This is a genomic window from Pedobacter miscanthi (assembly GCF_032678605.1).
Classification (GTDB): Bacteria; Bacteroidota; Bacteroidia; order Sphingobacteriales; family Sphingobacteriaceae; genus Pedobacter; species Pedobacter miscanthi_A.
Window position 1 is genome coordinate 177,621 of the sequence record NZ_JAVTSU010000014.1, and the last position, 24,163, is coordinate 201,783.

The window sequence follows — 24,163 nt, forward strand, 5'->3', positions numbered from 1 at the left end:
TTAGGATTTCTAAGTCATCTTTTCTGATTCGCTTTTGAATTATTACATTAAAATCAACATGGCCGCGCTCATGGCAATCATAATGGCATCTTCCACAATGGTTACAGTACTCATGGGCAGGTTAAAAACAGCACCCAAACAGGCACACTGAATTTTCTGTTTGTTTAAAACACTTTCCAAAACACCAAGGATACTTATGGTCATTACGATCAGCGTAACCCAATTTACAATGGTAGGAGATAAGTTTAAAGCGAAAGAAAGTCCTAGTCCAAGTTCGATAAAAGCATAGATATAACCCCAGGGGCCAAATTTTTTAGCTACAATATCGTACATGGCATAACTTTCGGCAAAGGCTTTTAAATTGAGCATTTTAAAGAATGAGAACGTCAGGAAAAAGCCTGCCATGAAAATGCGCATAAACACCATAAAGTTGACGGTATTATCTTGCCAGGAAACCACCAACGAAATTGCAGTAACGTATCCAAAGATCAATAAAATGGGTTTGTAGGTTTCTGCCCACGATTTGGCTTCTTCTATCGCTTCGCTGTGGTGTACAGCAGAAATCTGGTATTTGCTATCTGTACCGCCCAAAGCTTCTTGTAAGGTATCCAGGCCAATATGTTTTTCCATGCTGATGGTAGCAGAATTGGTATCTTTCGAAACTTCTACTGAAGTTATATCCGGTAAGATGAACAGGTTGTTTTTTACTTTATTTTCGCAACCGCCACAGGTCATGCCTGTGAGTTGATAGGTATGTGTCATGATGAAATTCTTTTAAGCAAATTTACCATTCTAAGGGGCCATAAGCGTTACAGAATAATCATAAAGTGTTATAGAATTTTCGGTTACTGCCATTCTAAACGCAATGAAGAATCTTTATCTGTGAAGCGCGGGGTTATCATCGGTTGCAGGTGCTTCGTACCTCAGCATAACAGCATAATTACCCGACCAAAACAGAAGTCATCGTTAGCGAACCGCCAACTGCTTTATCGTTAAAAAACGAAACCTCTTCCTTGTCACTTTTCATCCCAAGCGTATAAATGAGGGGTAAATAATGCTCTGGCGTAGGTATAGCCAGCATCGCATCGGTACCTAAGTTGCGATAGTTTATTAAAGGGTTATGGTCGCCGTTGGCAATTAAATTTTTGAATTTATCGTTCATTTCAATTGCCCAATCATAACCGCCACCGTTAATCATTTCCCAGCTTAGCATACGCAGGTTGTGCACCATATTACCGCTACCAATAACCAAAACGCCTTTTTTGCGTAGGGCATAAATTTCTCTGGCAATTTCGTAATGCTGCTCTGGTGATTTGGTATAATCAATGCTTAATTGTAAAACAGGAATATCTGCGTTTGGATACATGTGTTTTACCACTGTCCAGGTACCATGATCCAGGCCCCAATCATGGTCGAGGCCAACAGGGGTAGAATGAATTAAGCCTGGTATTTCTGCAGCCAGTTTTGGATTGCCGGGTGCAGGATATTGCACATTAAAAAGTGCCTGAGGAAAACCACCAAAATCGTGAATGGTGCTTGGGAAATCCATTGCGGTAACAAATGTACCATGGGTGTACCAGTGTGCCGATACCACTAAAACGGCTTTTGGTACCGGAATATGTGCGGCTAAATCTGTCCAACTCTGGCTGAACTCATTGTTTTCAATGCCATTCATCGGTGAGCCATGACCAATAAAAAGCGTTGGCATTAAATCCGTTTGGGGCAAACGCTGAGTAAAATTTCTGAATTGGGATAGTGCAGACATAACTGTTTAGTTTGTCATGCTGAGCCTGGCGAAACAACTATAGACATTTCGACAAGCTCAATGTGACAGATTTATAATGAGATTTAAACTTATCGTCGATATGGAGATGCGGAATGACGATCTTATTAACTATTTGCCCTGAACGAACTCCAGGTTTAATTTAATAGCAACATCTTTTGCTACACCAGCACCAGTTGGATCATATTTAATGTTATAATCTAAACGGTTAATGGTTGTTGTAGCGCCGAAACCAGCTTTGGTATTGCCTTGTTGATCTTTAGCGGTACCGCCATAAACAACAGCAAATTTTACATCTTTGGTTACATCGCGGATGGTTAACTTACCACTTAATTCGTAATTATTACCACTTAATTTTTTGAAAGAAGTGCTTTCGAATTTCATGGCAGGAAATTTCTCTGCGTTAAAGAAATCATCGGTTTTTAAGTGACCATCTCTCATGTCAACGCCTGTAGTAATGCTGTTTACATCAACAGTAAAAGCGATTTTAGCATCAGTTAAATCAGGTTTAGCGGCTGTAACCGTTCCTTCGAATTTTTTAAATGAGCCATCAACAAAAGAAATGCCCATATGTTTAACCGAAAAGTTAACAAACGAGTGCATTGGATCTATTTTCCAGCTGGTTTGTGCAAATGATGCCACACTAATTGAGGTAGCGATCAGAAATAAGAATAATTTTTTCATACCTGGTGATTTTATTTAGGTACAAAGGTAATTGAGTATCGGGCGATCAATCTTAACGTATGGTAAGAAATTGAATACGGTGGTTAGTCGGTTAACTGTTTAAATTGCTTAATTGCTGGATGGGCAAAATTGTCAGCATTGTTGGATTGTTAACTGAAAACATCTACTGAAGTTTTGGTTCATGGTTTTATGTTATTGATGGAATACTCCACAGGTCATAAACCATAAGCTATCCAGCCATCAACCATTATAGCGAACAACTAATTTTGGCATTACAGCGCATGTGAAACAGCCTTTAAGCCGTCAAACAAAATCTATCTAACCATTAACCCTTTAATCTCCATCATCCGTTTTACCTCATCCATTTTACATTCCACTACACTTCATCAAGCGTTTTCCTGCTATCTGCTGAGGCTGCCTTATAAGCTGAAGGGGTAATTCCGGTCACTTTTTTAAACTGCGCTGATAAGTGCGCAACACTGCTGTAATTAAGTTGATAAGCGATTTCGCTCAGTGTGAGTTCGCCATAAGTGAGCATTTCTTTCGCTTTCTCTATTTTTTGGGCAATGAAATACTTTTCAATGGTTTGGTTTTCCATTTCCGAAAAAGTGCTGCTTAAATTTGCATACTCCTGTTTCAACTGATCGCTTAAGTAGGCAGAAAGGTTGATTTTTAATGGCTCTTTAGTATAATGCACCAGGTTGATGATGGCCGTTTTAATCTGTTCGGCAATTTGTGTTTTCTTGTCTTCCAATAATTCAAAACCATAAGGGATAAGACTTTCCGCTATCCGGGTTTTATCTTCGGAAGTGATATTTTCGGCCAGTGTAACCTCGCCAAGTTCAACCAATAATGGTTTAAAGCCAAGCTTTTCGAGCTCGGCCTTAACCACCATTTTACAACGGTTGCATACCATATTTTTGATATGCAGTTCCATTAGTTCGGTTTTATGGTTTCAGAAACATCACCACAATCGAACATCATGCTTCCATAATATGGATTTTCGATGTTCTCTTTTTCATTTAACCAACTCGCTTTCGCCATCGGGCAGTGTTGCACATAAACGGTTTGGCTGTTAAATTTTAAACCTTTCAACGTTTTGATCATGGCATAAGAAATCCCTTCAAAGGCCTTTCTTTGCGTTTTAATGTCGTTCGAACCCGCAAGCTGGGCTGCTTTACTTTTGATAATGGCCGATTGCTCCATAAATATTTTATGCTGATCTGCTGGTAAATCTTTATGGTTAACCGCATTTACTTTTGCCGATAGAAGCTTTACTTTTTCAATAGCAAGGTCTTTTTTATCGGTTGCCAGTGCATTTTTTACATCGTAATATGCTGTTAATGCCTCGTTTAAGGCTACGTCTGTTTTGCTTTGTGCGTAAGTGAAAGCTGTGGTTGCGATCGTGATGATGGCAACTAATCCTAATATTTTCTTCATGTGATGTTATTCTATTTTAAAACGTTAAAAAAATTAAATTCTGCCCTAAGCAGGTACATATTTTTGGTGTATCGGTTATCCATATTTCCCGTTGCCTGAAAACGATAGCCAAAATCGATACGGGTTGTACTGTTTAAAACCATCTGTAGGGCAGGAGCGATATCCAAATAAGATTGACCGCTGCTCGGGTCGGTTTTGCCAAGAAATTCTAAATATACATTAAAGTTAGGCTGTTTGTAATCCTTATAAACTACGGGTAAAACCAGATAACCAGAAGATAAACTATACGATAACATGTTTTTTGGCTGCGGCATTCCCGCAATCTGCCTGTCGCTGTTTTCGAAGGCATGAGCATAACCCAGGGTTGATGATAGTGCCAGTTTATGCAGAAGCTGTGTGAAAATCAATCCGCCCTGTACACCACTATTGTCGCCTTCAAGATTAATATCTCTTGTATAGGTTGGCCGTTTGCTGGTGCTTACCCTTCCAAAAGCTGAAGCCCTGAAGTGGCTATGTGTTTCATCCAGTGATAAAAACCGGTATTTAGCATATAAACTTCCGCCTTCTAAACGGTATTTTCCATCCATATCCGAAAGAAAAGCTTGCGCATGCATCATCAGGTTTTTATTGAACCCAATCATCACCTCCGGGATGGTTCTGCTTACGTAACCCGGATAGTTGAACATCCCTTCGTTGGTGATTCTTACACCAATTGATTTTTTAGGCATATTGCTCGCAGGCTCCGTAAACACATATAATTCTTGTGCAGAGGCAATGTTATAAACGCCGATCAACATCAACGCTAATACTAATATCCGCTTCATCTTAAGAAAGAACTAAATGGTAAATCCTTGTTTTTTTACCGTTAACTACGCCCGCTCCGCTTGCGTAAGCATCTGAATTCGCTGTAGCAGCCTGTTTTTTAAACGCTGATCCTGAAATAAAATCTTTATCCACCACACTGGCCTTTATGGTACCCGTAAGGGTTTTACCTTTAACATTTACAAAACGGTAAACATTGCCATCAACCACAGCCTGACCTTTATCATCAACTTTCACATCGTTAAAATTGAAGTTTGCAGTTAAACCACCAACTGAAAAACCTGCGTCCTGCACTTTTTTACGAACCAGGTCGAGGTTAACATTAGCGTCTTTTTTAAAGGTTAAAACAAAAATGTTTTTATTTAAATCAGGTTTAACGCTACTGATAAACCCCAGGGTTTCTAGCGATTTTTGTGTGGCGTTAGAGCACATAGAACAAGTTAAACCAGTTACCTGTAAATCTGCTGTAGATATTTGTTGTGCCGAAACATTAACGGCGAAAAATAGCATAATAATGCTGAATATTTTTATTGCTTTCATGATTTTTTGAATTAGAATTTAAGAAAAGTCACATCGGGCCCGTCAAAATGCAAATGGTGCATTAATGAGCCGTGTTTAAATCCTAATTCCTAAAAATGCAATTGAAAACATGCAAAGCAATCCGCGAGGATAATGGCGGCGCTTTGTTCGAAATTGTACTGAAAAACTGAGGGGTAATGTTGCTCAGAAATGCTAAAACAGGAGGATGAAGAAAAAGCTGGATAGAAAACAGTTTCGGCATTTGTAACTGTGCCTCGGCCTGATGGCTATCTTTGACCTTAACTGTTACCTGGCTGTTTTTGCAGCAACCATCATCTTTCTTTTCAGCAGGAATATCCTTGCAGAACTTGCATGAAACCTCATTGCTAAAAAGTTTAACATTTTCCAGTTTGCCGCCACAGAAATGGAGACTTAAAGCCAAACCCATAACACTAACTGCATAGAATACAGCCAAAGAAAGTGCTATTTTTTGTTTTAACTTCATTAACACAAAGGTAAAGCAAAAAATATCCAATAAAGCAGGGATTTATTTATTGAATTTCATTTTTTAGCTTATTTTAGCCCCAAACAGCAATTAAATGAAGAAATTATTATTATTCCTGTGTGCATTTTCGATGCTTTCTGCCTTTGCAGCTAAGCCTAAAAATCAATATGTACGCATTAAAACCGAATATGGCGAATGTATTATTAAGCTGTACAACCAAACGCCGTTACATCGTGATAATTTTATAAAACTGGTTAAGAAGGGCTATTATAATGATGTTTTATTCCACCGGGTGATCAAAGATTTTATGATTCAGGGTGGCGATCCGGATTCAAAAAAGGCTAAACCTGATTCTTTGTTGGGCAATGGCGGACCAAAATATACGATCCCGGCAGAATTTAACGATAGTTTATTCCATAAAAAGGGTGTTTTAGCTGCTGCCCGCGAGGGTGATGATGTAAACCCTGCAAAAGCCTCAAGTGGAAGCCAGTTTTACTTGGTTCAGGGTAAAGTTTTTACCGATCAGCAATTAAACAGCGTGGAAGAAAAACGGTTAAAATTCAAAATTCCTGAATGGCAGCGAGAGATTTACAAAACAATAGGAGGTACGCCGCATTTAGACCGCAACTACACGGTCTACGGAGAAATTGTGGCAGGCCTGGATATGGTAGATAAGATTGCGGTGTTGGCAACCGATAAAAATAATCGTCCGAAACAGGATGTAAAAATGGAAATTACCATTCTAAAAAGAAGAGCTGCAAAAAAAATTGAGAAACAGTTGCTACAGGATTCTTTGAAGGATAAGATGGTTATGGGCTCGTAGATGGATATCATCGTGAGTTGCGGAGATTCGTCATTTCGAGCGGAGTGCAACGTAGTCGAGAAATCTATCAAGGCAGATCTCTCCATTCCACTGCGTTCCAGTCGAGATGACGGTCGCTCAAGAATATCATTAATTGAATTACTAAGCATTTATTCAATTAATTTCTAAATTTACCGCCCACAACAATTGAAATTTACTGAATGAAGATTATCTCCTATAACGTAAATGGGATTAGGGCGGCAAGTACCAAAAACTTTTTTGGCTGGTTACAAGCTACAGATGCCGATATGGTTTGTTTGCAGGAAGTAAAGGCCTTGCCTTCACAAATCCCTGAAATTATTGCACTGATTGAGCAGTTGGGGTATCACCATTATTGGTTCCCGGCAGAGAAAAAAGGATATAGCGGCGTAGCCATTTTATCGAAAATTAAACCCAACCATGTAGAATTTGGATGTGGTGAAGCGTGGATCGATAAAGAAGGCAGAATTTTAAGGGCTGATTTTGACAGTTTTTCATTAATGAGCTTATATATGCCTTCCGGATCGAGCGGAGATGAACGTCAGGTAAAAAAGTACGAATTTATGCGATTTTTTGATGGCTATATCGGTGAATTACGTAAAGAAATTCCAAATTTGATAGTAAGTGGCGATTATAATATCTGTCACACGGCTATTGATATCCATAATCCAAAATCAAATGCCAACTCATCCGGGTTTTTACCCAAAGAGCGTGAGTGGATGCAGTTATTTTTAGATAACGGTTTCATTGATACTTTCCGCCATTTTAATAAAGATCCGCATCATTACACCTGGTGGAGCTACCGTGCCGGATCGAGGGGAAAGAACCTGGGTTGGCGTATCGATTACCATCTGGCTACAAAACCAATGGAAGGCCGCTTAAAAAATGTAAGAATTTTACCCGATGCCATACATTCTGATCATTGTCCGGTTCTTTTAGAGGTCGATTAAGTTTTGGGTTAACTGTACTCATTTTCGATTAACCAATTCATACAGTTTAAACAATTAACCATCAGATAAATGCTAATCACTAACATAAAAGGTCTCGTTGGCCTGCATCCTAAAGATAAATTAGTGCTTCGCGGCAGCGAGCTAAATGATTTGCCTGTTCTTGAAAATGCATGGCTTTTAATAGAAGATGCCTTGATCAAAGATTTCGGGTTGATGAATTCAATCCCATCTCAGATCTCAAATCTATCGTCTCAGATCTCAGCGGAAGGCAGGTACATTTTTCCATCCTGGTGCGATAGCCACACCCATATTGTTTTTGCAGCCTCACGTGAAGAAGAATTTGCCATGAAAATTCAAGGTAAAACCTATGAGGAAATTGCAGCGGCAGGTGGTGGAATTTTAAATTCAGCCAATAAGCTCCAAAAAGCATCAGAAGATGAACTGTTTGCAAGTGCTGCTAAAAGGCTAAAACAGATGATCCTTCAGGGTACGGGAGCTGTTGAAATAAAAAGCGGTTATGGCTTAACCACTCAAAGTGAAATCAAAATGCTCAGGGTAATCCGCAGGTTAAAAGCTCAGTTTCCGATCCCGATAAAAGCCACTTTTCTGGCAGCGCATGCTTTCCCCGCAGAATATAAAAATAATCACCAGGGCTATATCGATTTGATTATTAATGAGATGTTGCCACTCATTGCTAAAGAAAACCTGGCTGATTATATTGACGTTTTCTGCGAAAAAGGGTTTTTCTCTGTCGAAGAAACCGATCAAATATTAAAGGCTGGGGCAAAATACGGACTGAAACCAAAAATACATGCCAACCAGCTTTCTGTTTCGGGCGCTATTGAAGTGGCGGTTAAAAATAACGCCATTTCAGTCGATCATTTGGAAGAAAGTAACGAAGAAACGATTCAAACTTTAAGAAATGCGGATACCATTGTAACATTGCTGCCTTCTTGTTCGTTTTACTTAGGGATTCCATTTGCTGATGCTAAAAGTTTTATTAGAGCCGGTTTACCTGTTGTTTTGGCCACTGATTATAATCCGGGCTCAACACCTTCAGGGAATATGAATTTTGTGGTATCGCTAGGCTGTATTAAAATGAAAATGTTCCCTGAGCAGGCCATCAACGCAGCTACTTTAAACGGTGCGGCAGCAATGGAGATCAGCGAAAGTTATGGAAGCATTGCCGTTGGAAAAAAAGCAAATTTATTTATCACAAAACCAATGCCCTCAATAGCCTATTTGCCGTACAGTTTTGGTGAAAGCCAGGTTGATACGGTGATTTTAAATGGTGAGATTTATCATGGATAACCTTAAAATATATTCGCGAAGCGACATTGAGCATTTAATTATCCATCGTGATGGCGAAACCAAACTTGGCGAAAAAATCAATCTATATCGTCATTTCGAAGGAGATTCTTCATCAACCGCGGCAATCTCAATAGAAGGGTTAAAAGTAAGTAAATCAAAATTTGTATTGTTAGGGATTCCTGAAGATATTGGTATACGTGCAAATTCAGGTATTGCTGGCGCAGCATCGGCGTGGCGACCAGGTTTAACCGCTTTTTTGAATATCCAGAGCAACCGCTTTTTAAATGGCGAAGAAGTTTTGGTCCTCGGCCATGTCGAGGTTGACGAGCCAAGCGATTCTTCTACAAAAGGCCTGCGGGATAAAGCTGCTGAAATTGATGATTTGGTTTATCCGATAATCGAGAGAATTGTGGCTGCGGGTAAAATTCCTATTGTAATTGGTGGCGGGCACAATAATGCCTACCCAATGATCAAAGGAACTTCTTTAGCATGCAAAAACCCGATAGATGTGTTTAATATTGATGCGCATGCGGATTTAAGGGAGTTGGAGGGGAGACACAGTGGCAATGGCTTTTCTTATGCTTTAAAAGAAAATTACCTGAATAATTATTTCATGTATGGCTTGCATCAAAACTATAATAATGAGGTTATTTTGAGCCAAATTGAGCATGATCCGAAATTAAGTGCTGTATTTTTTGATGATATTTTAGCAGGGGCTGATGCTAATAACCTGGTTAACGAACTTGGAGCGGTAGCTGGTTTGGAAATCGATCTGGATTGTATTCAAAATGTACTTTCAAGTGCCGAAACACCCTCTGGCTTTGCTGTTAATGATATCCGGAAACTCGTTTTAACTAACGCTAAGAAATTTTCTTATTTACACATTTGTGAAGGCGCTACTCGGATGCTTGATGGGAGGGTAAGCAAATTAACCGCTAAACTGATTGCTTATCTGGTGAGCGATTTTGTGAAAGCGTACACAGCAGATGTTTAGTTAGGATTTTACATCCGGTAACGCAGTCGGGAAATCTTTAAAGTGCATTTCGATAATTTGGTTCAAAGATCTCTCCACTCCGCGTTGCTTCGGTCGAGATGACGGATTTGCTACCCAATTAATCAATGACCAGTGAACTAATGAACCTCCTACAAATGCTCTGCTTCGTATTTTTCACCAGCTTTCAACATTAATTCAATCTGTTTAAGGTCTTCTGCAGTTAATTCCTCTTTCTCCTGTAGTTCGAATACCGCAATCATGTTGTCTTCGTATTGTTTTTCTGTTTTGATAACGATTTCCTGTGGCATGCTGGTAAGCTTAAAATTTTATAATTTCCGTTGGTGTAATGCAAAAATCGAGTTTAATGTCGTGTTCATTTACATCATCGATTTTTTCTATAGCAGGGTACAAAGATAAACCTATTTTTTGAGCATTTGTATTTTCTAGAAAACGATCGTAGAAACCTTTGCCATAGCCTACGCGGTAACCTAGCAAGTCAAAAGCCAATAGTGGGATAATCACCAGATCTATTTCTCCTGTATGCAAGTTTCCTTTTTGCGGTTCGAGGATGTTGTAAAGGTTTTTTTTCAGGTCATCTACCCCTAAATATTCATGATTTGTCATCAGTGCCGTTTCAAAATCGGCTTTGGGCACGATGATTTTAATTTCGGGATGCTTTTTGGTAATCCAATCGATTAATAAAAAAGTGTTAGGTTCTCTTTTTTCGGTAATGGGTAGAAAGATGTGAAGGGCTTTAATTTTGCTAAAATCTAGCGTTTTAAACTGTTTTAAAAGCGATTCGTTTAACTCCTGATAAGTTGAGTCATTTAGCAATAATCTATCTTTTAGCGCTTGCTTTCTGATTTCGGCTTTTAGCATAATTACAAAGATAATATTTATAGACCTGTAAGGTTTTTAAAACCTTATAGGGCTTGAGGAACAAAAAAGCCTCTGAAAACTAATTTCAGAGGCTTTTAATATCATTGTTAAAATTATTTTACACGCTCCACATATTCACCGGTGCGGGTATCAATTTTAATTTTATCGCCCTGGTTTACGAACATTGGTACCTTAACCTCAACACCGTTTTCAAGCGTAGCCGCTTTTAATGCGTTGGTAGAAGTATCACCTTTAACTGCAGGCTCTGAATAAGTAATTTCGAATTCTGCAAAGTTTGGTAACTGGGCCATAATTGCCTCGTCGCTTTCCATCGAAACAATAATATTCATACCTTCTTTTAGAAATTTAATAGCTGAGCCAAATAAAGCTTTTTCAACATTAAACTGCTCATAGCTATTATTGTCCATTACCACCAAATAATCACCTTCTTCGTATAAGTATTGGTAATCGCTGGTTTCTACACGGCAGATTTCTACAGCCTCGTCTGTATTCATACGTGCTTCTACAATTCTGCCCGATTTAATGTTACGGAATTTACCCGTGTAAAATGCACCGCCTTTTCCTGGTGTGCGGTGATTCCATTCGTCAACAGTAACCAGTTCGTTGTTTATACGAAGGATGTTACCTGTTTTAATTTCTGATGCTTTTGCCATATTGTGTTATCCCAAACGGGGTTTTGTATTTTAGTTTTTCGTGACGGCAAAGGTAAAATTATTTTGATAAAAACCTATAAAGGTTTAAGGCATAAGGCTTAGGGTTTAATGAAATCTAAGCCTTTAATTCCGCTATCTTACCCTCTCCATATAATCGCCTGTGCGCGTATCAATTTTAATCTTATCGCCTTCATTAACAAATAACGGAACCCTGATTTCGGCACCAGTTTCTACAGTGGCCTGCTTAAGCGCACTGGTAGCGGTATCTCCTTTTACTGCAGGTTCAGTATAGGTAACCAGAAGTTCAACACTTTTTGGTAAGTGTGCAATAATCGGTTCATCGCTTTCAAAAGCTACGGTTAGTGTCATACTTTCCTTTAAAAACTTAATCGAATCACCAAAAAGGAGTTTAGGGATGTTGTGCTGCTCAAAAGTTTCATTATCCATCACCACTAAATAATCGCCATCCTCATACAGATATTGATAATCATTGGTTTCTACACGGGCAAAGGTAACCTCCTCATCCGGACGGAATCGGTATTCAACAATTTTTCCTGTTTTGATGTTACGCATACGGGCCTGATAAAAAGCCCTTAAGTTACCCGGGGTACGATGGATATATTCTTCTACGCTTACCAACTCTCCGTTAATGCGAAGAACACTTCCTGTCCATATTTCTGATGCTTTAGCCATTTTTTAAATGAGGTGTTGTTTTGTTGATGATTAAAAATCAAAGTTAAAAAATGCAGAGTGATTTGAAAAGCAAAATCTATAGTTCATTGGTTCAATCGTCATTAGTTCATTGGGTTGGAAGCATAAGGTAGGGGTGATTTGATTTCTGTTTTTGCCCATTTTATGGAGCCAGCTTCAATAAAAACCTCCGTATAAAAGAAATGCCTTTGGGAACCACTCCAAAGGCATAATCAACCTAAACCTCAAACTAAACTATGAAAAACTCTTTGCCTTTTTATCGGCTATATTTTTGATTCCGAAATGCGGAATTATGATCGTTTCCTGGAAGAGATAAATTAAATAATTGTTTCTCTTTTTGGTGGTGCAAAGGTACAAACTATTTCTTAATTACAAAATTTTTTTTGAAAAATTTATTTTTAGTACAAAATCATGACAAAACATTGATCGCCAAGGTAGGTGGTATGATGGTTAACTTACTTATAATCTGATATTTGTATCTGTATATTGCAGAAATCGTATTCCTGTATTTGATTAGATCCAATTATCATTAAACGGTCTTTTCCAAAATTTTCGATCAGTTCGCGGTACCAGTTTATTCCCTGAACGTCTAAATTACTCGTAGGTTCATCTAAAAATAAAATTGGTGTATCGGTACAGCAAGCCAAAGCTAGTTTGGTTCTTTGCTTCATTCCCGATGAAAAGTATTTAATTTCTTTGTTTGCTGCTTTTTCCAAGCCTAAAACTCCAATCAGCTTTTTTCCGTCAAGACCAGGAGCAAAATTTTTAAACTTAAAATGGAAATCAATGATCTCTTTTAAGGTAAAAGTTTCTACCAGTTCGAGATAGGGTGCAGCAAAACTAATATACCTGTAAATATTTTCTACAGGAATTTCTGTGGTATCTGAAAAAAATATTTTTCCTTCAGAAGGAGATAGGCTGCCATTTAAAACGCTTAATAAAGTCGACTTACCTGATCCATTCGGTCCTAATATGGCATAACTGTTTCCCGATGAAAATTCGGTGCTTAAGTCCCTGAAAATCCATTCTTTGTTAAACCTTCTGCCAACATTTTGTAAAGTGATATTCATTTAGGTTAAGCGTTTGGCATTTGGCGGTGATTGGCAAGCGGTTTGATCATGCAAACGCTATTCTCAACTCCGATATATTGGCCATAATTTGGCGTAATGTGGTAACCGGCTTTCTGGTAGAGCGCAATGGCTTCGGGCTGCTTTTTGCCTGTTTCCAATACAGTAGACGAAAAACCGAATTCTGCTGCCCATGTCTCCAGTTCGGTTACAATTTTAGCGGCTATGCCTTGCTTTCGGTAATCGGGATGAACAAACATCCTTTTAACTTCGGCTTCGGCTGCTGAGAAAGGTTTTATGGCGCCACAACCAACTGCTACTTCGTTTTGATAGGCAACAATCACTTCTTTAATGGCATCAACCTTATTAAATTGAGCATAAAAAGCGTGATCCTCACCATCTCTAACGGCTAAATCCTGATCCAGCAAAGCAACCAGTTGTCTAAAATCGGCGTGATCTGAATCCGTTCTGATTAGCGTTAAATCACTCATTGAATAATTAAAATTTTAGCTTTGGTTTTTAAGCTTTTCGCTTAACTGCCCATGCCAAAACCCTTCATTACCCCACGGTTAGAATTACGGATAAAATCAACAATTTCATCACGGATTTCCGTTGGTTTAAATTCGGCTTCGATCATGTCTAAAGCTTTAGTTACGTTATTGTGTTTTACGAAAAGTACACGGTAAATTTCCTGTATTTCGTCGATCTGCTCGTTGGTAAAACCTCTTCTGCGTAAACCAACAGAGTTGATGCCTGCATAAGAAAGCGGCTCACGGGCAGCTTTTACATAAGGCGGAACATCTTTACGTACCAATGAACCACCGGTTACAAAAGCGTAAGAACCTACTTTAACAAATTGATGTATTGCAACCAAGCCAGCTAAAACCACATTGTTGCCAATGGTGATGTGGCCTGCTAAAGTGGTGCTGTTCGAGAAAATACAGTTATTTCCTACCTCACAATCGTGTGCAATGTGCGAGTAAGCCTGAATTAAACAGTTGCTGCCGATGGTGGTTTTCCATTTATCTTTAGTGCCACGGTTAATGGTTACACACTCGCGGATAGTGGTATTATCACCAATTTCTGCAGTAGTAATTTCGCCGGCAAATTTTAAATCCTGCGGCTCGCCTGAAATAACTGCGCCAGGAAAAATACGGCAGTTTTTACCTATACGTGCACCGTCCATAATGGTCACGTTCGATCCGATCCAGGTACCTTCTCCAATTACAACGTCTTTATGTATCACTACAAAGGGTTCGATTACTACATTTTCGGCAATTTTTGCCTGAGGGTGTATATATGCTAAAGGTTGTATCATTATTGGGCGGGTTCTGCTTGTTTAATTTTTGAAATTTGGGCCATCATTTCGGCCTCGACAACGATTTTTTCGCCAACCATACCTACACCTTTCATCTGGGCAATGCCTCTTCTGATTGGTTCAAGTAAATCGCAGCGGAAAACGATCGTATCGCCAGGGAGTACCTGTGCTCTAAATCTTACGTTATCTATTTTTAAGAAATAAGTTAAGTAATTCCTTGGATCCGGAACGGTACTCAATACTAAAATACCTCCAACCTGAGCCATGGCCTCGATCTGGATTACGCCGGGGAAAACCGGAGCGCCAGGAAAGTGACCTTTAAAAAACTCCTCATTCATGGTTACGTTTTTAACGCCTACCACGTGGTTTTTAGAAAGTTCTAATATTTTATCTACAAATAAAAATGGCTGACGGTGAGGCAAAATATCCATAATCTGAACCACGTCGTATAATGGTTTTGCACTTGGATCGTACACCTTCTGTATTTTTTTGTTTTTCTCTTTTTTAATGGCTGCTTTTATCTTTTTGGCAAAAGCAACGTTTGCTGCGTGGCCAGGGCGTGCCGCCATAATATGACCTTTTAAATGCATGCCAACCAAAGCTAAATCGCCAATCATATCTAATAATTTATGGCGGGCAGGCTCGTTTTGGTAACGCAGCTCCATGTTGTTCAAAATCCCTTGTGGGGCAACATCAATGTCCTTGCGGTTAAATAGCTTAGCCAGGTGGCTTAATTCATCTTTAGTAACCTCTTTATCTACAATTACAATGGCGTTATTTAAATCGCCGCCTTTGATTAGGTTATGAGATAGCTGATATTCTAATTCGTGTAAGAAACAGAAAGTACGGCAGGAAGCAATTTCTTTTTTAAACTCTGCAATGGTATTAATGCCAGCATGCTGACTGCCTAAAACAGGAGAGTTATAATCGATCATACACGTAAAACGATAATCATCTAACGGCATGGCCACAATTTCTACCTTTCTGTCTTCTTCGGTATAAGTAATGTTATGGGGAATAGTGAAATACTCACGATCTGCATTTTGTTCAACCGTACCTACTTCTTCCAATAAATCAACAAACTGAATCGAACTGCCGTCCATAATCGGCGTTTCTGGTCCGTCTAATTTGATCAGAACATTATCAAGGTCCATACCCACCAACGAAGCCATTACGTGCTCTACGGTACTTACGCTGGCGCCATTTTGGGTAAGTGTTGTACCGCGGGATGTGTCGGTTACGTTATCAGCATCGGCTTCGATAATCGGATGCCCGTCTAAATCTATGCGCTGAAATTTAAAGCCATGATTTTCGGGGGCTGGGCAAAATGTTAAAGTAACATTAGCACCTGTGTGTAAACCAACACCAGATGCTGATATTTCTTGTTTAATCGTTTTTTGTCTAACGTTCATTGTTTATTGTATTCTTTTCCAGTTCAGCTGTAAGCTTTTTCAATTCCTCTTCGAGCGCGTTTATTCTTTTTTCTACATCTGGAAGATGTTTGAAAATCACGGAGGCACGCATCCAGTTGCGTAAAGGCTGCGCCGGACTTCCGTGCCATTGTTTATTTTCTTCTGTAATGTTAAAGTTAATACCAGCCTGTGCACCAATCTGCGTGCCTTTAGCCAGGGTTAAATGGCCGGCAATGCCTACTTGTCCGCCAACAACGCTGTTCGCGCCAATTTTGGTACTGCCTGATATGCCTGATTGTGCTGCTAGAACCGTGTTTTCGCCAATTTCTACATTGTGCGCAATTTGGATCAGGTTATCAATTTTTGCACCTTTTTTTACAATAGTTGATCCCATCGTAGCACGATCAACCGTGGTATTTGCGCCAATTTCTACATCATCTTCAATAACTACGTTCCCTATTTGAGGGATTTTATTGTAGGTACCGTCTTTCTGTGGTGCGAAACCAAATCCATCACTTCCGATAACGGTATTAGAATGGATGGTAACCCTTTTACCGATTACCGAATTATGATAAATTTTTACCCCTGGAAAAAATGTGCTGTTTTCGCCAACTTTAGAGTTAGCACCAATAAAAGTTTGGGCATTTAATTTGCATCCATCGCCAATTTCTACATTTTCAGCAACATAGGCAAAGGCATCGATGAATACGTTTTTGCCAATTTTTGCTGTTGGATGTACAAAAGCCAGCTTATCGATGCCCGATTGAGCAGCTTGTGCGTTTATGGCTTCGTTGTATTTATCCAATAAAATAGTAAAGGAACTATATGGGTTTTCAACACGGATTAGAGTGCTGGTATATGGCTGTGTAGGAGCAAAGTCTTTTGAAACGATAACAACTGAGGCCTGAGTAGAATACAAGAAGTTTTCGTACTTAGGGTTAGAAAGAAAAGACAAAGAGCCTTCCTTCCCGTCTTCTATTTTAGAAAGTTCGGTAACGGCTACATCTGGGTTGCCATCAATGGAACCGTTCAAAAACTGACTTATCTGCGTGGCAGTAAATTGCATCGTACAAAGGTATATGTTAAATTGATATGAACAAAAAAACCTGCTAGGGTTAAGCTGTGTATATTTTACACAATAATAAGACTTAAAACGGCAGTAAAAGTTAAATATTTTGTTAAATAAGCTTAAATCCCTCTGGGGTAACAGAGGATATATTTTTCTACAGTTTTTTGTAAAGATTCCAGGTTGGATAAATCGGAGGCCTTTGCAATATCTACAATATCGTTATTTTTCTTCAAAATCTTGATATTACCCACACCAGCATTATAAGCCCGGTTTTGAATCGAATCTGTAAAAACAAAATAACGGGCCTCTTCAGGTTTAATTTCCAGTAAATTAATGGCCGCATCCTGTAAAAAGTTAAGACGGTCATCGCCCACTTTTTCGTTGCCCATTTCTACCTTATAAAGATTCCTTGAGGTAAGCATTTTACACAGTGTAGACAAAATTTTATCGGGATGTTTGGTCCAAACCTTAACTGCTGCGTAAATATCCTGATCATCCAGGTTGGTAAAATGTTCCAGATTTTCGTGCTGTGCAAAGAAGTTGCCTTCGTTGATGTCATTTTTTAAGAAGTGATTTAACGATGGCGAAGCAAATAAATCAGCGCCGGCTGCAGAAAGTTCTTTGGCACGTTCCAGTAATTTCACCAAAATCATTTCGCCCGATATTACCGTTTTGTGCAGGTAAACCTGCCAGTACATCAGCCTGCGGGCAATTAAAAACTTTTCGATCGAATAAATGCCTTTTTCTTCAATCACCAGGTCATCATCAAACACATTAAACATCTTAATAATCCGGTCGAAACTGATTACACCCTCACTCACACCCGTAAAAAAACTGTCGCGGTTTAAATAATCCATCCGATCCAGATCCAATTGACCTGAAATGAGCTGGTGAAGGAATTTTTTGTGATAGGTGCCGTTAAAAACCTCAATAGCGTGGCTTAACTTACCTTCAAAATGAATATTCAGGTCGTTCATTAGCTTTGCCGAAATATCCTCGTGCCTGATCCCGGTAACCAACGAATGTTCCAGCGCATGAGAAAAAGGTCCGTGGCCGATGTCGTGTAGTAAAATGGCCAAAATGGCGGCTTCTTCTTCGCCTTCCGTTATAGCATGTCCTTTACTTTTTAAAAGATTGATGGCTAAGCTCATTAAATGCATGGCACCCAAAGCGTGGTGAAAACGGGTGTGTAAAGCCCCCGGATATACCAAATGCGTCATCCCCAGTTGTTTAATGTAACGCAAACGCTGGAAATATGGATGCGAGATTACATCATAAACCAGTTCTGATGGAATACTGATGAAACCGTAAACGGGATCATTTATTATTTTCTTCTTGTTCAATCGTTAAAAATAGTTAAATAGATAGATACGGTACAAAAATTGCTATTTTTATTTATAGTTTGATTTACCTGCCAAAATTAAAAGGCAATACTTACCTATTTTTACAAAAACATGCAAGAAACTAAGATATTATGGGCCGATGATGAAATCGATCTGTTAAAACCACATATATTATTGTTGAATGATAAAGGTTACCATGTAACCACATTTACCAATGGAAACGACGCATTAGAGGCATTTGGGAAAGCTCATTTTGACCTGGTTTTCTTAGATGAAAATATGCCGGGAATGAGTGGTATCGAAACGCTTTCGGCCATTAAAAATTTAAATCCCGATGTTCCGGTGGTTTTGATTACCAAAAGTGAAGAAGAGAATTTAATGGAGGATGCGATTGGTAGTAAAATTGACGACTATCTGATTAAGCCTGTAAACCCTAAACAGGTTTTGCTTACCATAAAAAAACTGATCGATAATAAACGTTTGGTAAGCGAAAAAACATCAATGGCTTACCAGCAGGATTTCCGTCGTTTGGGCATGACACTGGGCGACAGGCTTAACTACGAAGAGTGGGTTGAGGTATATAAGAAAATTGTTTTCTGGGAAATTGAGCTTGAAAAACTGGATGATCCTCAGATGCATGAAATTTTAACCATGCAGAAACAGGAAGCAAATACACAGTTTACCAAATTCATAGAAGAAAATTACCTCGACTGGATCAAGAATAAGGATAAAGCACCTTTACTTTCGAATGAGTTGTTAAAGAAAAAAGCTTTCCCTCATATTAATGATAATATACCTGTATTTTTTATCCTGATTGATAACCTGCGTTATGATCAGTGGAAAATCATTAACCCTTTGATTTCTGAATATTTCAGAATTGATGAAGAGGATATGTACACCAGCATTTTACCAACAGCAACGCAATACGCACGTAACGCCATTTTTTCGGGCATGATGCCTTTGGATATGGAAAAACGTTTCCCTCAGCTATGGCAGAACGATGATGATGAAGGTGGAAAAAATATGCACGAAGAAGCTTTTCTGGCCGATAATATCAAACGCAGTTTACGAAAAGACTGTAAATTCAGTTATAATAAGATTTTAACCTTTGAGCAAGGCAAAGACCTGGTTGATCAAACCAATAATTTGCTGCAGAACGATTTCAACGCCATTGTATTCAACTTTGTTGATATGCTGAGCCATGCCCGTACTGATATGCAAATGATCCGCGAGCTGGCGAATGATGATGCAGCTTACCGTTCATTAACCTTATCGTGGTTTGAGCACTCGCCGCTTTGGGATTTATTGAAAAAAATCTCCCAAAAACAGGTTAAAGTAGTCATTACTACAGATCATGGTACCATTCGTGTTAAAAAACCGGTTAAAGTAATCGGCGATAGGAGTACAAACACCAATTTACGGTACAAACAGGGTAGAAACCTTAATTTTAATGCAAAAGAGGTGTTTTTGATCAAAAATCCACATGATGCTCTATTGCCAAAGATTAATATCAGCAGCAGTTATATTTTTGCAAGGGAAGACAGTTATTTCGTTTATCCGAATAACTACAACCAGTTTGTAAACTATTATAATGAAACCTTTCAGCATGGCGGTATTTCATTAGAAGAAATGATTATTCCGGTGGTTACATATTCGCCGAGGTAGTTGGGGGATTTGAGGCACGAGAGTCGTCATTTCGAGCGAAGTGCAACGTAGTCGAGAAATCTGTCTCGAGATAGATCTCTCTGTTCCGGTCGATTTGACGGTTTTTTAAGACTTGTTAACTAAAGAGAAAGCCCAGTTCACAAAGTGGACTGGGCTTTCTCTTTATTACCCTCCGTGTTGTGATGGAGCTATCGATAATAACTGAGCCTTCGGACTTAATTCGCTTAATTTTACTACAGATTTTCCTTTTGGCGCAACAATAATTGCATAATCCCACCACACATTGGTTGCTGTTTCAAGATCGTCGCTTCTGTAATAACGGTTTTCTCCCTTCAACTGATTGCCTAAGGTATAACTTGCGCCATACGACCAGGGATCGTATACCTCGAAATAAAACTGATTATCAACCTGTTTATATCCTTTTACGATTATAAAATGGCCCGATGCTGCTGCATTTACCCTGTAATATTTATCTACATGCTCAGTTGCACTGGTATTATATCGTATGTAATAATTGTCTAAACATAAGATTACGATATAGTTTTGATCGATGTATTTTTTTATGGTTTGATAATTATCAGGAAGCGCAGTATAGGCTGAATTAATGCCATACTTGTTTAAGTAATTTACAATATCGTCGGTATACCACCAACCACCAGTGGCTCTGTAGGTATTCCTGGCGTCTTCTGGTGTTTTGATAAAAGTAGAGTCGCTCCATTTAACGGCCATTGTTGCCACTGTTGGCCCACAATTAATAGCAGAAAACTGGCCCGTTCCGGCTTGGTCAAAGTACCACTTAAATGTTTTTTCGATGCTTTTAGAAGCTATAACCGATTTGCCCAATCCGTATTCTTCTGAAATGATATTCACAACAATTGTCCAGCTGCTCGTATTACCGTTAGGGGCTGTAATATTCATTACTGCCGGCATAGAGAAATTAGCTGTTGCGGTATTGCCTACTTGTCTGTTATTATTAATCGTAACTAATGCTTCACTCGAAACTGAAAAAATACAGCTTAAAGCACTTATATTGGCTATTGGGCTAATAGTAACCGTAATTTTGTGTGTTGTTTCATCGATTATGGGAGCTGAAAGCTGGCCGACTACCGAGAAGGTCAATAATTTATTTTCGCTGCTTAATTCTACCGTTTCCTTTTTGCAGGAGATAAAAAATAGCAGGATGAGTGCGATGCAGGAGAAGCGGAAATTTTTCATCCAGTAATAATCGGTATAATTATTTATTTGAACAAAAGCAGTATCTAAAACCCTTGTCATTACAAAAGCAAAATATTTTAGTATTACTTTTGCCTTTATTCTCTTAAAATGGATATCGAAGTAAATAGTTTAGCCGGTTTACCTGTTGTGGCGCAACAGCTTTCAGATTTTGCGGGCAGTGAAAAAATCTTCATTTTTGAAGGCGATATGGGCGCCGGCAAAACAACCTTTATTAAAATTTTCTGTAAACATTTGGGAATAGAAGATGTGGTTTCGAGCCCAACCTATTCTATCGTAAATGAATACGAAAGCCCTAACGGGCCGGTCTTTCATTTCGATTTTTACCGGATAAAAGATATCCGTGAAGCATATGATCTGGGTTATGAAGAATATTTTTACGGTGGTGGTACCTGTTTAATCGAATGGCCGGAAAGAGTAGAAGAACTACTGCCTGAAAACTACATTAAAGTAGCGATAAATGTGCTGGATGAGAACCGCAGATTATTCAGACTTTCGAAGGTATAACAATTAGTTATCAATAAATTAACAGATTTTCCGTACCTTGAACAACCTAAAACTACCAAAATATTAATTCAACATGGCTACAGGATTACGCGAAGGAATGGCCGATATTGCTCGTCAGGGTTTAATGCAAACACAAGAGGCGAAATTAGAAACCAGAAATAAGAAAAACAGCCTTTATATAGGAATACCAAAAGAAATTTCTTTCCAGGAAAACAGAATTGCCTTAACTCCTTTATCTGTGGCTTTACTGGTAAATAATGGCCACCGCGTGGTTTTAGAAACCGGGGCCGGCATAGCCGCCAATTTTTCTGATACGGAATATGCCGAGCAGGGAGCCAAAATTGCCTATGATAAAAAAGAAATCTTCGACGCAGATATCATTGTAAAAATTGCACCGCCCACCTTAGAGGAAATTGAGTTAATGCACAAGGGGCAAACGCTTATTTCTTCCCTGCAAACGGGAACATTAAAGCAAGATTACCTTAAAGCTTTAATGCATAAAAAAATCAATGCCTTGTGTTTCGAAAATCTCCGGGACGAAGGTAATATTTTGAGTGTGGTGCGGGCCATGAGCGAAATTGTTGGATCGACCTCTATTTTAATCGCGGCCGAATACCTGAGTAATGTAACAGGTGGTAAAGGATTAATGTTGGGCGGTTTTACCGGCGTTCCACCTACCGAAATTGTTATTTTAGGGGCGGGCACTGTTGGCGAATATGCCGCACGTACTGCTTTGGCATTGGGTGCCGAGGTTAAGGTTTTTGACAGTTCTATTTACCGCTTACGCCGCCTGCAGAATAATTTAGGCAGCAGGGTTTTTACCTCTGTAATGCAACCTATTGTATTAAATAAAGCTATTGTAACCTGCGATGTGGTAATTGGTGCCATCCGTGCCAGTCATGGCCGTAGCCCTTGTGTGGTAATGGAAGAAACCGTAGCCAGGATGAAACCACATTCTGTGGTAATTGATGTGAGTATTGATCAGGGAGGATGTTTCGAAACTTCTGAAGTGACCAATCATACTAATCCGGTTTTCAGGAAATATGATGTTATCCATTATTGTGTGCCTAATATTGCCTCACGCGTGCCTAGAACAGCCTCGTATGCTTTAACAAATATTTTTGCACCTATTTTATTGGATATTGGTGAGTATGGAGGTTTGATGAATATGGTTTGGAATAATCCAGGTATCCGCGAAGCCCTCTATATTTATCAGGGAAACTGTACCAATAAAGACCTGGCCGATATGTTTAACCTGCCATTTAAAGATCTTGAATTGTTAGTGGTTTCGAATCAATAAAAAAAATCCATTATCTTGAAGCAAGAAGCAATCCTAGTGCTTTAGTTTGTAGCGATTGTTATAAGATTGCTTCGTGCCTCGCAATGACGACGAACCTTAAGCCAATTCTGTTATGAAAGTAAGTTGCCTTATATTTTTTCTATTCTTTTCTTTATTTGCTGTCGCTCAAACTACTCCAACGCCTAAGAAAAAACTCGTTGTAGTAAACTCTTATACTCAATATCGGGCCGCTATAAAATCGAACCCGAACAATGAACTGGTCGAAATTAAAAAAGCCATTCCAGGGATCAGTTTAGATATCCGCTACGCTACCAAGAATAATTTTATGCAGCAGGTAATGTATAAACAGGCGAGGGCTTTTGCCAGGAAACCTGTTGTAGAATCGCTAAAGAAGATCCAAAAGGAATTAAATAAAAAGGGTTACGGTTTAAAAATATTCGATGGTTACCGTCCTTATGCCATTACCGTTGAGTTTTATAAAAAGGCCAGTGATAAAAATTTTGTAGCCAATCCGGCAAAAGGATCGAAACATAACAGGGGCTGTGCCGTAGATTTAACCTTAATTAACCTGAAAACAGGTAAAGAATTAGAGATGCCGACGCCTTATGACAGTTTTTCGGCTGCAGCTGCGGCAAAATATGAAAAGGTATCTCCAGAGGCAAAGAAAAACCGCAATTTCCTGATCTCCATTATGGCTAAATACCGGATGAATGTGTTAGAAAACGAATGGTGGCACTACGATTTTGCCGATTGGAAAAACTATGATTTAATGGATATTCCTTTCGAAAAATTATAAAGGTTCATTGGTTCAGTAGTCATTGGTTCATTGGTTTGGGGTGCCAAATTACAATCTTCAAAACGAGTGTCATCATGGACCCGGTAGCTATCAGGTTGTTTCGGGACCTTCTCTTCCATTCTTAAAGCCTTAATATCCCTGACTTCTCAATGGTTATTCTAGTCTTCTCCCTGTCCCGAAGCTTCAGAATCAGGGCCTATTTAGCAGGAAAGTTGCTGAAACAATTCAGCATGACGATCGCGTCAGGAAGTGAATCTATATCTGCGGTGTAAGATGGTAACATCTTACATTAAATTATTAAATTTTTAGTTTGGAAAGTGTCAGGTGGTAACACCTGACA

The 24,163-nt window shown here is 39.0% G+C and carries 27 protein-coding genes; 8 read left to right on the plus strand and 19 right to left on the minus strand.

The annotated features are described in order from the left end of the window. Nucleotides 1–42: 42 nt before the first annotated feature. From R2R28_RS20645 to R2R28_RS20680, 8 genes are all read right to left on the minus strand, one after another. A complete protein-coding gene (locus R2R28_RS20645) occupies nt 43–762 on the minus strand; it encodes a heavy-metal-associated domain-containing protein (RefSeq protein ID WP_316827552.1) in 720 nt (239 codons plus the stop codon). A 178-nt stretch (nt 763–940) separates the two neighbouring features. Beyond that, complete coding sequence (ygiD, locus tag R2R28_RS20650) at nt 941–1,765, minus strand: 4,5-DOPA dioxygenase extradiol (protein WP_316827553.1); 825 nt, start codon at nt 1,763–1,765, stop codon at nt 941–943. 129 nt (nt 1,766–1,894) lie between these two features. After that, nucleotides 1,895–2,467 (minus strand): YceI family protein, encoded by a 573-nt coding sequence (locus R2R28_RS20655; protein WP_316827554.1) that lies wholly within the window; start codon nt 2,465–2,467, stop codon nt 1,895–1,897. Between the two features lie 376 nt (nt 2,468–2,843). After that, nucleotides 2,844–3,404, minus strand: a complete 561-nt coding sequence (locus R2R28_RS20660) for an AraC family transcriptional regulator (protein WP_316827555.1) — start codon at nt 3,402–3,404, stop codon at nt 2,844–2,846. Beyond that, nucleotides 3,404–3,907 carry a DUF3347 domain-containing protein gene (locus R2R28_RS20665; RefSeq protein ID WP_316827556.1) on the minus strand — a complete coding sequence of 168 codons (504 nt, stop codon included), beginning with the start codon at nt 3,905–3,907 and terminating at the stop codon, nt 3,404–3,406. Before R2R28_RS20665 ends, R2R28_RS20660 begins: the two co-directional genes overlap by 1 nt. 11 nt (nt 3,908–3,918) lie before the next feature. After that, nucleotides 3,919–4,731, minus strand: coding sequence for a hypothetical protein (locus R2R28_RS20670; RefSeq protein ID WP_316827557.1), 813 nt, complete (start codon nt 4,729–4,731; stop codon nt 3,919–3,921). A gap of 1 nt (nt 4,732) precedes the next feature. Beyond that, nucleotides 4,733–5,269 (minus strand): heavy-metal-associated domain-containing protein, encoded by a 537-nt coding sequence (locus R2R28_RS20675; RefSeq protein WP_316827558.1) that lies wholly within the window; start codon nt 5,267–5,269, stop codon nt 4,733–4,735. An 82-nt stretch (nt 5,270–5,351) separates the two neighbouring features. Beyond that, the gene (locus R2R28_RS20680) at nt 5,352–5,753 is read right to left on the minus strand and encodes an HYC_CC_PP family protein (RefSeq protein ID WP_316827559.1); all 402 of its coding nucleotides are present in this window, start codon (nt 5,751–5,753) and stop codon (nt 5,352–5,354) included. A gap of 94 nt (nt 5,754–5,847) precedes the next feature. Here R2R28_RS20680 and R2R28_RS20685 point away from each other — a divergent pair, with 94 nt between their 5' ends. From R2R28_RS20685 to R2R28_RS20700, 4 genes are all read left to right on the plus strand, one after another. Then, on the plus strand, nt 5,848–6,576 hold the full coding sequence (locus R2R28_RS20685; protein ID WP_316827560.1) for a peptidylprolyl isomerase: 729 nt from the start codon (nt 5,848–5,850) through the stop codon (nt 6,574–6,576). A gap of 200 nt (nt 6,577–6,776) precedes the next feature. Further along, nucleotides 6,777–7,544, plus strand: coding sequence for an exodeoxyribonuclease III (locus R2R28_RS20690; protein WP_316827561.1), 768 nt, complete (start codon nt 6,777–6,779; stop codon nt 7,542–7,544). 69 nt (nt 7,545–7,613) lie between these two features. Continuing rightward, a complete protein-coding gene (gene hutI / locus R2R28_RS20695; RefSeq protein ID WP_316827562.1) occupies nt 7,614–8,855 on the plus strand; it encodes an imidazolonepropionase in 1,242 nt (413 codons plus the stop codon). After that, nucleotides 8,848–9,849 carry a formimidoylglutamase gene (locus tag R2R28_RS20700; protein WP_316827563.1) on the plus strand — a complete coding sequence of 334 codons (1,002 nt, stop codon included), beginning with the start codon at nt 8,848–8,850 and terminating at the stop codon, nt 9,847–9,849. Before hutI ends, R2R28_RS20700 begins: the two co-directional genes overlap by 8 nt. A gap of 149 nt (nt 9,850–9,998) precedes the next feature. Here R2R28_RS20700 and R2R28_RS20705 read toward each other — a convergent pair whose 3' ends face one another. From R2R28_RS20705 to R2R28_RS20750, 10 genes are all read right to left on the minus strand, one after another. After that, complete coding sequence (locus R2R28_RS20705; protein ID WP_157255332.1) at nt 9,999–10,157, minus strand: hypothetical protein; 159 nt, start codon at nt 10,155–10,157, stop codon at nt 9,999–10,001. Between the two features lie 10 nt (nt 10,158–10,167). Next, nucleotides 10,168–10,728 carry a 5-formyltetrahydrofolate cyclo-ligase gene (locus tag R2R28_RS20710; protein ID WP_316827564.1) on the minus strand — a complete coding sequence of 187 codons (561 nt, stop codon included), beginning with the start codon at nt 10,726–10,728 and terminating at the stop codon, nt 10,168–10,170. Nucleotides 10,729–10,841: 113 nt separating this feature from the next. Next, the gene (gene efp / locus R2R28_RS20715) at nt 10,842–11,402 is read right to left on the minus strand and encodes an elongation factor P (protein ID WP_316827565.1); all 561 of its coding nucleotides are present in this window, start codon (nt 11,400–11,402) and stop codon (nt 10,842–10,844) included. A 132-nt stretch (nt 11,403–11,534) separates the two neighbouring features. Continuing rightward, entirely contained in the window at nt 11,535–12,095 is a 561-nt protein-coding gene (gene efp / locus R2R28_RS20720; protein ID WP_316827566.1) for an elongation factor P, read from the minus strand. Nucleotides 12,096–12,568: 473 nt separating this feature from the next. Further along, the gene (locus R2R28_RS20725; RefSeq protein WP_316827567.1) at nt 12,569–13,183 is read right to left on the minus strand and encodes an ABC transporter ATP-binding protein; all 615 of its coding nucleotides are present in this window, start codon (nt 13,181–13,183) and stop codon (nt 12,569–12,571) included. Between the two features lie 5 nt (nt 13,184–13,188). Then, nucleotides 13,189–13,671 (minus strand): GNAT family N-acetyltransferase, encoded by a 483-nt coding sequence (locus R2R28_RS20730; protein WP_316827568.1) that lies wholly within the window; start codon nt 13,669–13,671, stop codon nt 13,189–13,191. A gap of 41 nt (nt 13,672–13,712) precedes the next feature. Then, nucleotides 13,713–14,498, minus strand: coding sequence for an acyl-ACP--UDP-N-acetylglucosamine O-acyltransferase (gene lpxA, locus R2R28_RS20735; RefSeq protein WP_025141731.1), 786 nt, complete (start codon nt 14,496–14,498; stop codon nt 13,713–13,715). Continuing rightward, the gene (locus tag R2R28_RS20740; RefSeq protein WP_025141732.1) at nt 14,498–15,910 is read right to left on the minus strand and encodes a bifunctional UDP-3-O-[3-hydroxymyristoyl] N-acetylglucosamine deacetylase/3-hydroxyacyl-ACP dehydratase; all 1,413 of its coding nucleotides are present in this window, start codon (nt 15,908–15,910) and stop codon (nt 14,498–14,500) included. The genes lpxA and R2R28_RS20740 overlap by 1 nt, the downstream gene beginning before the upstream one ends. Continuing rightward, entirely contained in the window at nt 15,900–16,976 is a 1,077-nt protein-coding gene (lpxD, locus tag R2R28_RS20745; protein WP_316827569.1) for a UDP-3-O-(3-hydroxymyristoyl)glucosamine N-acyltransferase, read from the minus strand. Before lpxD ends, R2R28_RS20740 begins: the two co-directional genes overlap by 11 nt. Before the next feature lie 122 nt (nt 16,977–17,098). Further along, nucleotides 17,099–18,322 (minus strand): HD domain-containing protein, encoded by a 1,224-nt coding sequence (locus R2R28_RS20750; RefSeq protein ID WP_316827570.1) that lies wholly within the window; start codon nt 18,320–18,322, stop codon nt 17,099–17,101. Nucleotides 18,323–18,433: 111 nt separating this feature from the next. On the opposite strand from R2R28_RS20750, the gene R2R28_RS20755 reads away from it, so the two are divergent. Further along, the gene (locus R2R28_RS20755) at nt 18,434–19,987 is read left to right on the plus strand and encodes a PglZ domain-containing protein (protein WP_316827571.1); all 1,554 of its coding nucleotides are present in this window, start codon (nt 18,434–18,436) and stop codon (nt 19,985–19,987) included. A gap of 165 nt (nt 19,988–20,152) precedes the next feature. Here R2R28_RS20755 and R2R28_RS20760 read toward each other — a convergent pair whose 3' ends face one another. Further along, nucleotides 20,153–21,262: a C39 family peptidase gene (locus R2R28_RS20760; protein ID WP_316827572.1), complete on the minus strand. Its 1,110-nt coding sequence runs from the start codon at nt 21,260–21,262 to the stop codon at nt 20,153–20,155. A gap of 48 nt (nt 21,263–21,310) precedes the next feature. On the opposite strand from R2R28_RS20760, the gene tsaE reads away from it, so the two are divergent. From tsaE to R2R28_RS20775, 3 genes are all read left to right on the plus strand, one after another. Then, complete coding sequence (gene tsaE / locus R2R28_RS20765; RefSeq protein ID WP_316827573.1) at nt 21,311–21,727, plus strand: tRNA (adenosine(37)-N6)-threonylcarbamoyltransferase complex ATPase subunit type 1 TsaE; 417 nt, start codon at nt 21,311–21,313, stop codon at nt 21,725–21,727. A gap of 73 nt (nt 21,728–21,800) precedes the next feature. Continuing rightward, a complete protein-coding gene (locus R2R28_RS20770; RefSeq protein ID WP_316827574.1) occupies nt 21,801–23,027 on the plus strand; it encodes an alanine dehydrogenase in 1,227 nt (408 codons plus the stop codon). Nucleotides 23,028–23,139: 112 nt separating this feature from the next. Continuing rightward, on the plus strand, nt 23,140–23,823 hold the full coding sequence (locus R2R28_RS20775; protein WP_316827575.1) for a M15 family metallopeptidase: 684 nt from the start codon (nt 23,140–23,142) through the stop codon (nt 23,821–23,823). Nucleotides 23,824–24,163: the final 340 nt, after the last annotated feature.

Excerpts from the sequence above, each read along its gene's own strand:
- R2R28_RS20645 (WP_316827552.1), bottom strand. The coding sequence starts at position 762 with ATGACACATACCTATCAACTCACAGGCATGACCTGTGGCGGTTGCGAA.
- ygiD (WP_316827553.1), bottom strand. The coding sequence starts at position 1,765 with ATGTCTGCACTATCCCAATTCAGAAATTTTACTCAGCGTTTGCCCCAA.
- R2R28_RS20655 (WP_316827554.1), bottom strand. The coding sequence starts at position 2,467 with ATGAAAAAATTATTCTTATTTCTGATCGCTACCTCAATTAGTGTGGCA.
- R2R28_RS20660 (WP_316827555.1), bottom strand. The coding sequence starts at position 3,404 with ATGGAACTGCATATCAAAAATATGGTATGCAACCGTTGTAAAATGGTG.
- R2R28_RS20665 (WP_316827556.1), bottom strand. The coding sequence starts at position 3,907 with ATGAAGAAAATATTAGGATTAGTTGCCATCATCACGATCGCAACCACA.
- R2R28_RS20670 (WP_316827557.1), bottom strand. The coding sequence starts at position 4,731 with ATGAAGCGGATATTAGTATTAGCGTTGATGTTGATCGGCGTTTATAAC.
- R2R28_RS20675 (WP_316827558.1), bottom strand. The coding sequence starts at position 5,269 with ATGAAAGCAATAAAAATATTCAGCATTATTATGCTATTTTTCGCCGTT.
- R2R28_RS20680 (WP_316827559.1), bottom strand. The coding sequence starts at position 5,753 with ATGAAGTTAAAACAAAAAATAGCACTTTCTTTGGCTGTATTCTATGCA.
- R2R28_RS20685 (WP_316827560.1), top strand. The coding sequence starts at position 5,848 with ATGAAGAAATTATTATTATTCCTGTGTGCATTTTCGATGCTTTCTGCC.
- R2R28_RS20690 (WP_316827561.1), top strand. The coding sequence starts at position 6,777 with ATGAAGATTATCTCCTATAACGTAAATGGGATTAGGGCGGCAAGTACC.
- hutI (WP_316827562.1), top strand. The coding sequence starts at position 7,614 with ATGCTAATCACTAACATAAAAGGTCTCGTTGGCCTGCATCCTAAAGAT.
- R2R28_RS20700 (WP_316827563.1), top strand. The coding sequence starts at position 8,848 with ATGGATAACCTTAAAATATATTCGCGAAGCGACATTGAGCATTTAATT.
- R2R28_RS20705 (WP_157255332.1), bottom strand. The coding sequence starts at position 10,157 with ATGCCACAGGAAATCGTTATCAAAACAGAAAAACAATACGAAGACAAC.
- R2R28_RS20710 (WP_316827564.1), bottom strand. The coding sequence starts at position 10,728 with ATGCTAAAAGCCGAAATCAGAAAGCAAGCGCTAAAAGATAGATTATTG.
- efp (WP_316827565.1), bottom strand. The coding sequence starts at position 11,402 with ATGGCAAAAGCATCAGAAATTAAAACAGGTAACATCCTTCGTATAAAC.
- efp (WP_316827566.1), bottom strand. The coding sequence starts at position 12,095 with ATGGCTAAAGCATCAGAAATATGGACAGGAAGTGTTCTTCGCATTAAC.
- R2R28_RS20725 (WP_316827567.1), bottom strand. The coding sequence starts at position 13,183 with ATGAATATCACTTTACAAAATGTTGGCAGAAGGTTTAACAAAGAATGG.
- R2R28_RS20730 (WP_316827568.1), bottom strand. The coding sequence starts at position 13,671 with ATGAGTGATTTAACGCTAATCAGAACGGATTCAGATCACGCCGATTTT.
- lpxA (WP_025141731.1), bottom strand. The coding sequence starts at position 14,498 with ATGATACAACCTTTAGCATATATACACCCTCAGGCAAAAATTGCCGAA.
- R2R28_RS20740 (WP_025141732.1), bottom strand. The coding sequence starts at position 15,910 with ATGAACGTTAGACAAAAAACGATTAAACAAGAAATATCAGCATCTGGT.
- lpxD (WP_316827569.1), bottom strand. The coding sequence starts at position 16,976 with ATGCAATTTACTGCCACGCAGATAAGTCAGTTTTTGAACGGTTCCATT.
- R2R28_RS20755 (WP_316827571.1), top strand. The coding sequence starts at position 18,434 with ATGCAAGAAACTAAGATATTATGGGCCGATGATGAAATCGATCTGTTA.
- R2R28_RS20760 (WP_316827572.1), bottom strand. The coding sequence starts at position 21,262 with ATGACAAGGGTTTTAGATACTGCTTTTGTTCAAATAAATAATTATACC.
- tsaE (WP_316827573.1), top strand. The coding sequence starts at position 21,311 with ATGGATATCGAAGTAAATAGTTTAGCCGGTTTACCTGTTGTGGCGCAA.
- R2R28_RS20770 (WP_316827574.1), top strand. The coding sequence starts at position 21,801 with ATGGCTACAGGATTACGCGAAGGAATGGCCGATATTGCTCGTCAGGGT.
- R2R28_RS20775 (WP_316827575.1), top strand. The coding sequence starts at position 23,140 with ATGAAAGTAAGTTGCCTTATATTTTTTCTATTCTTTTCTTTATTTGCT.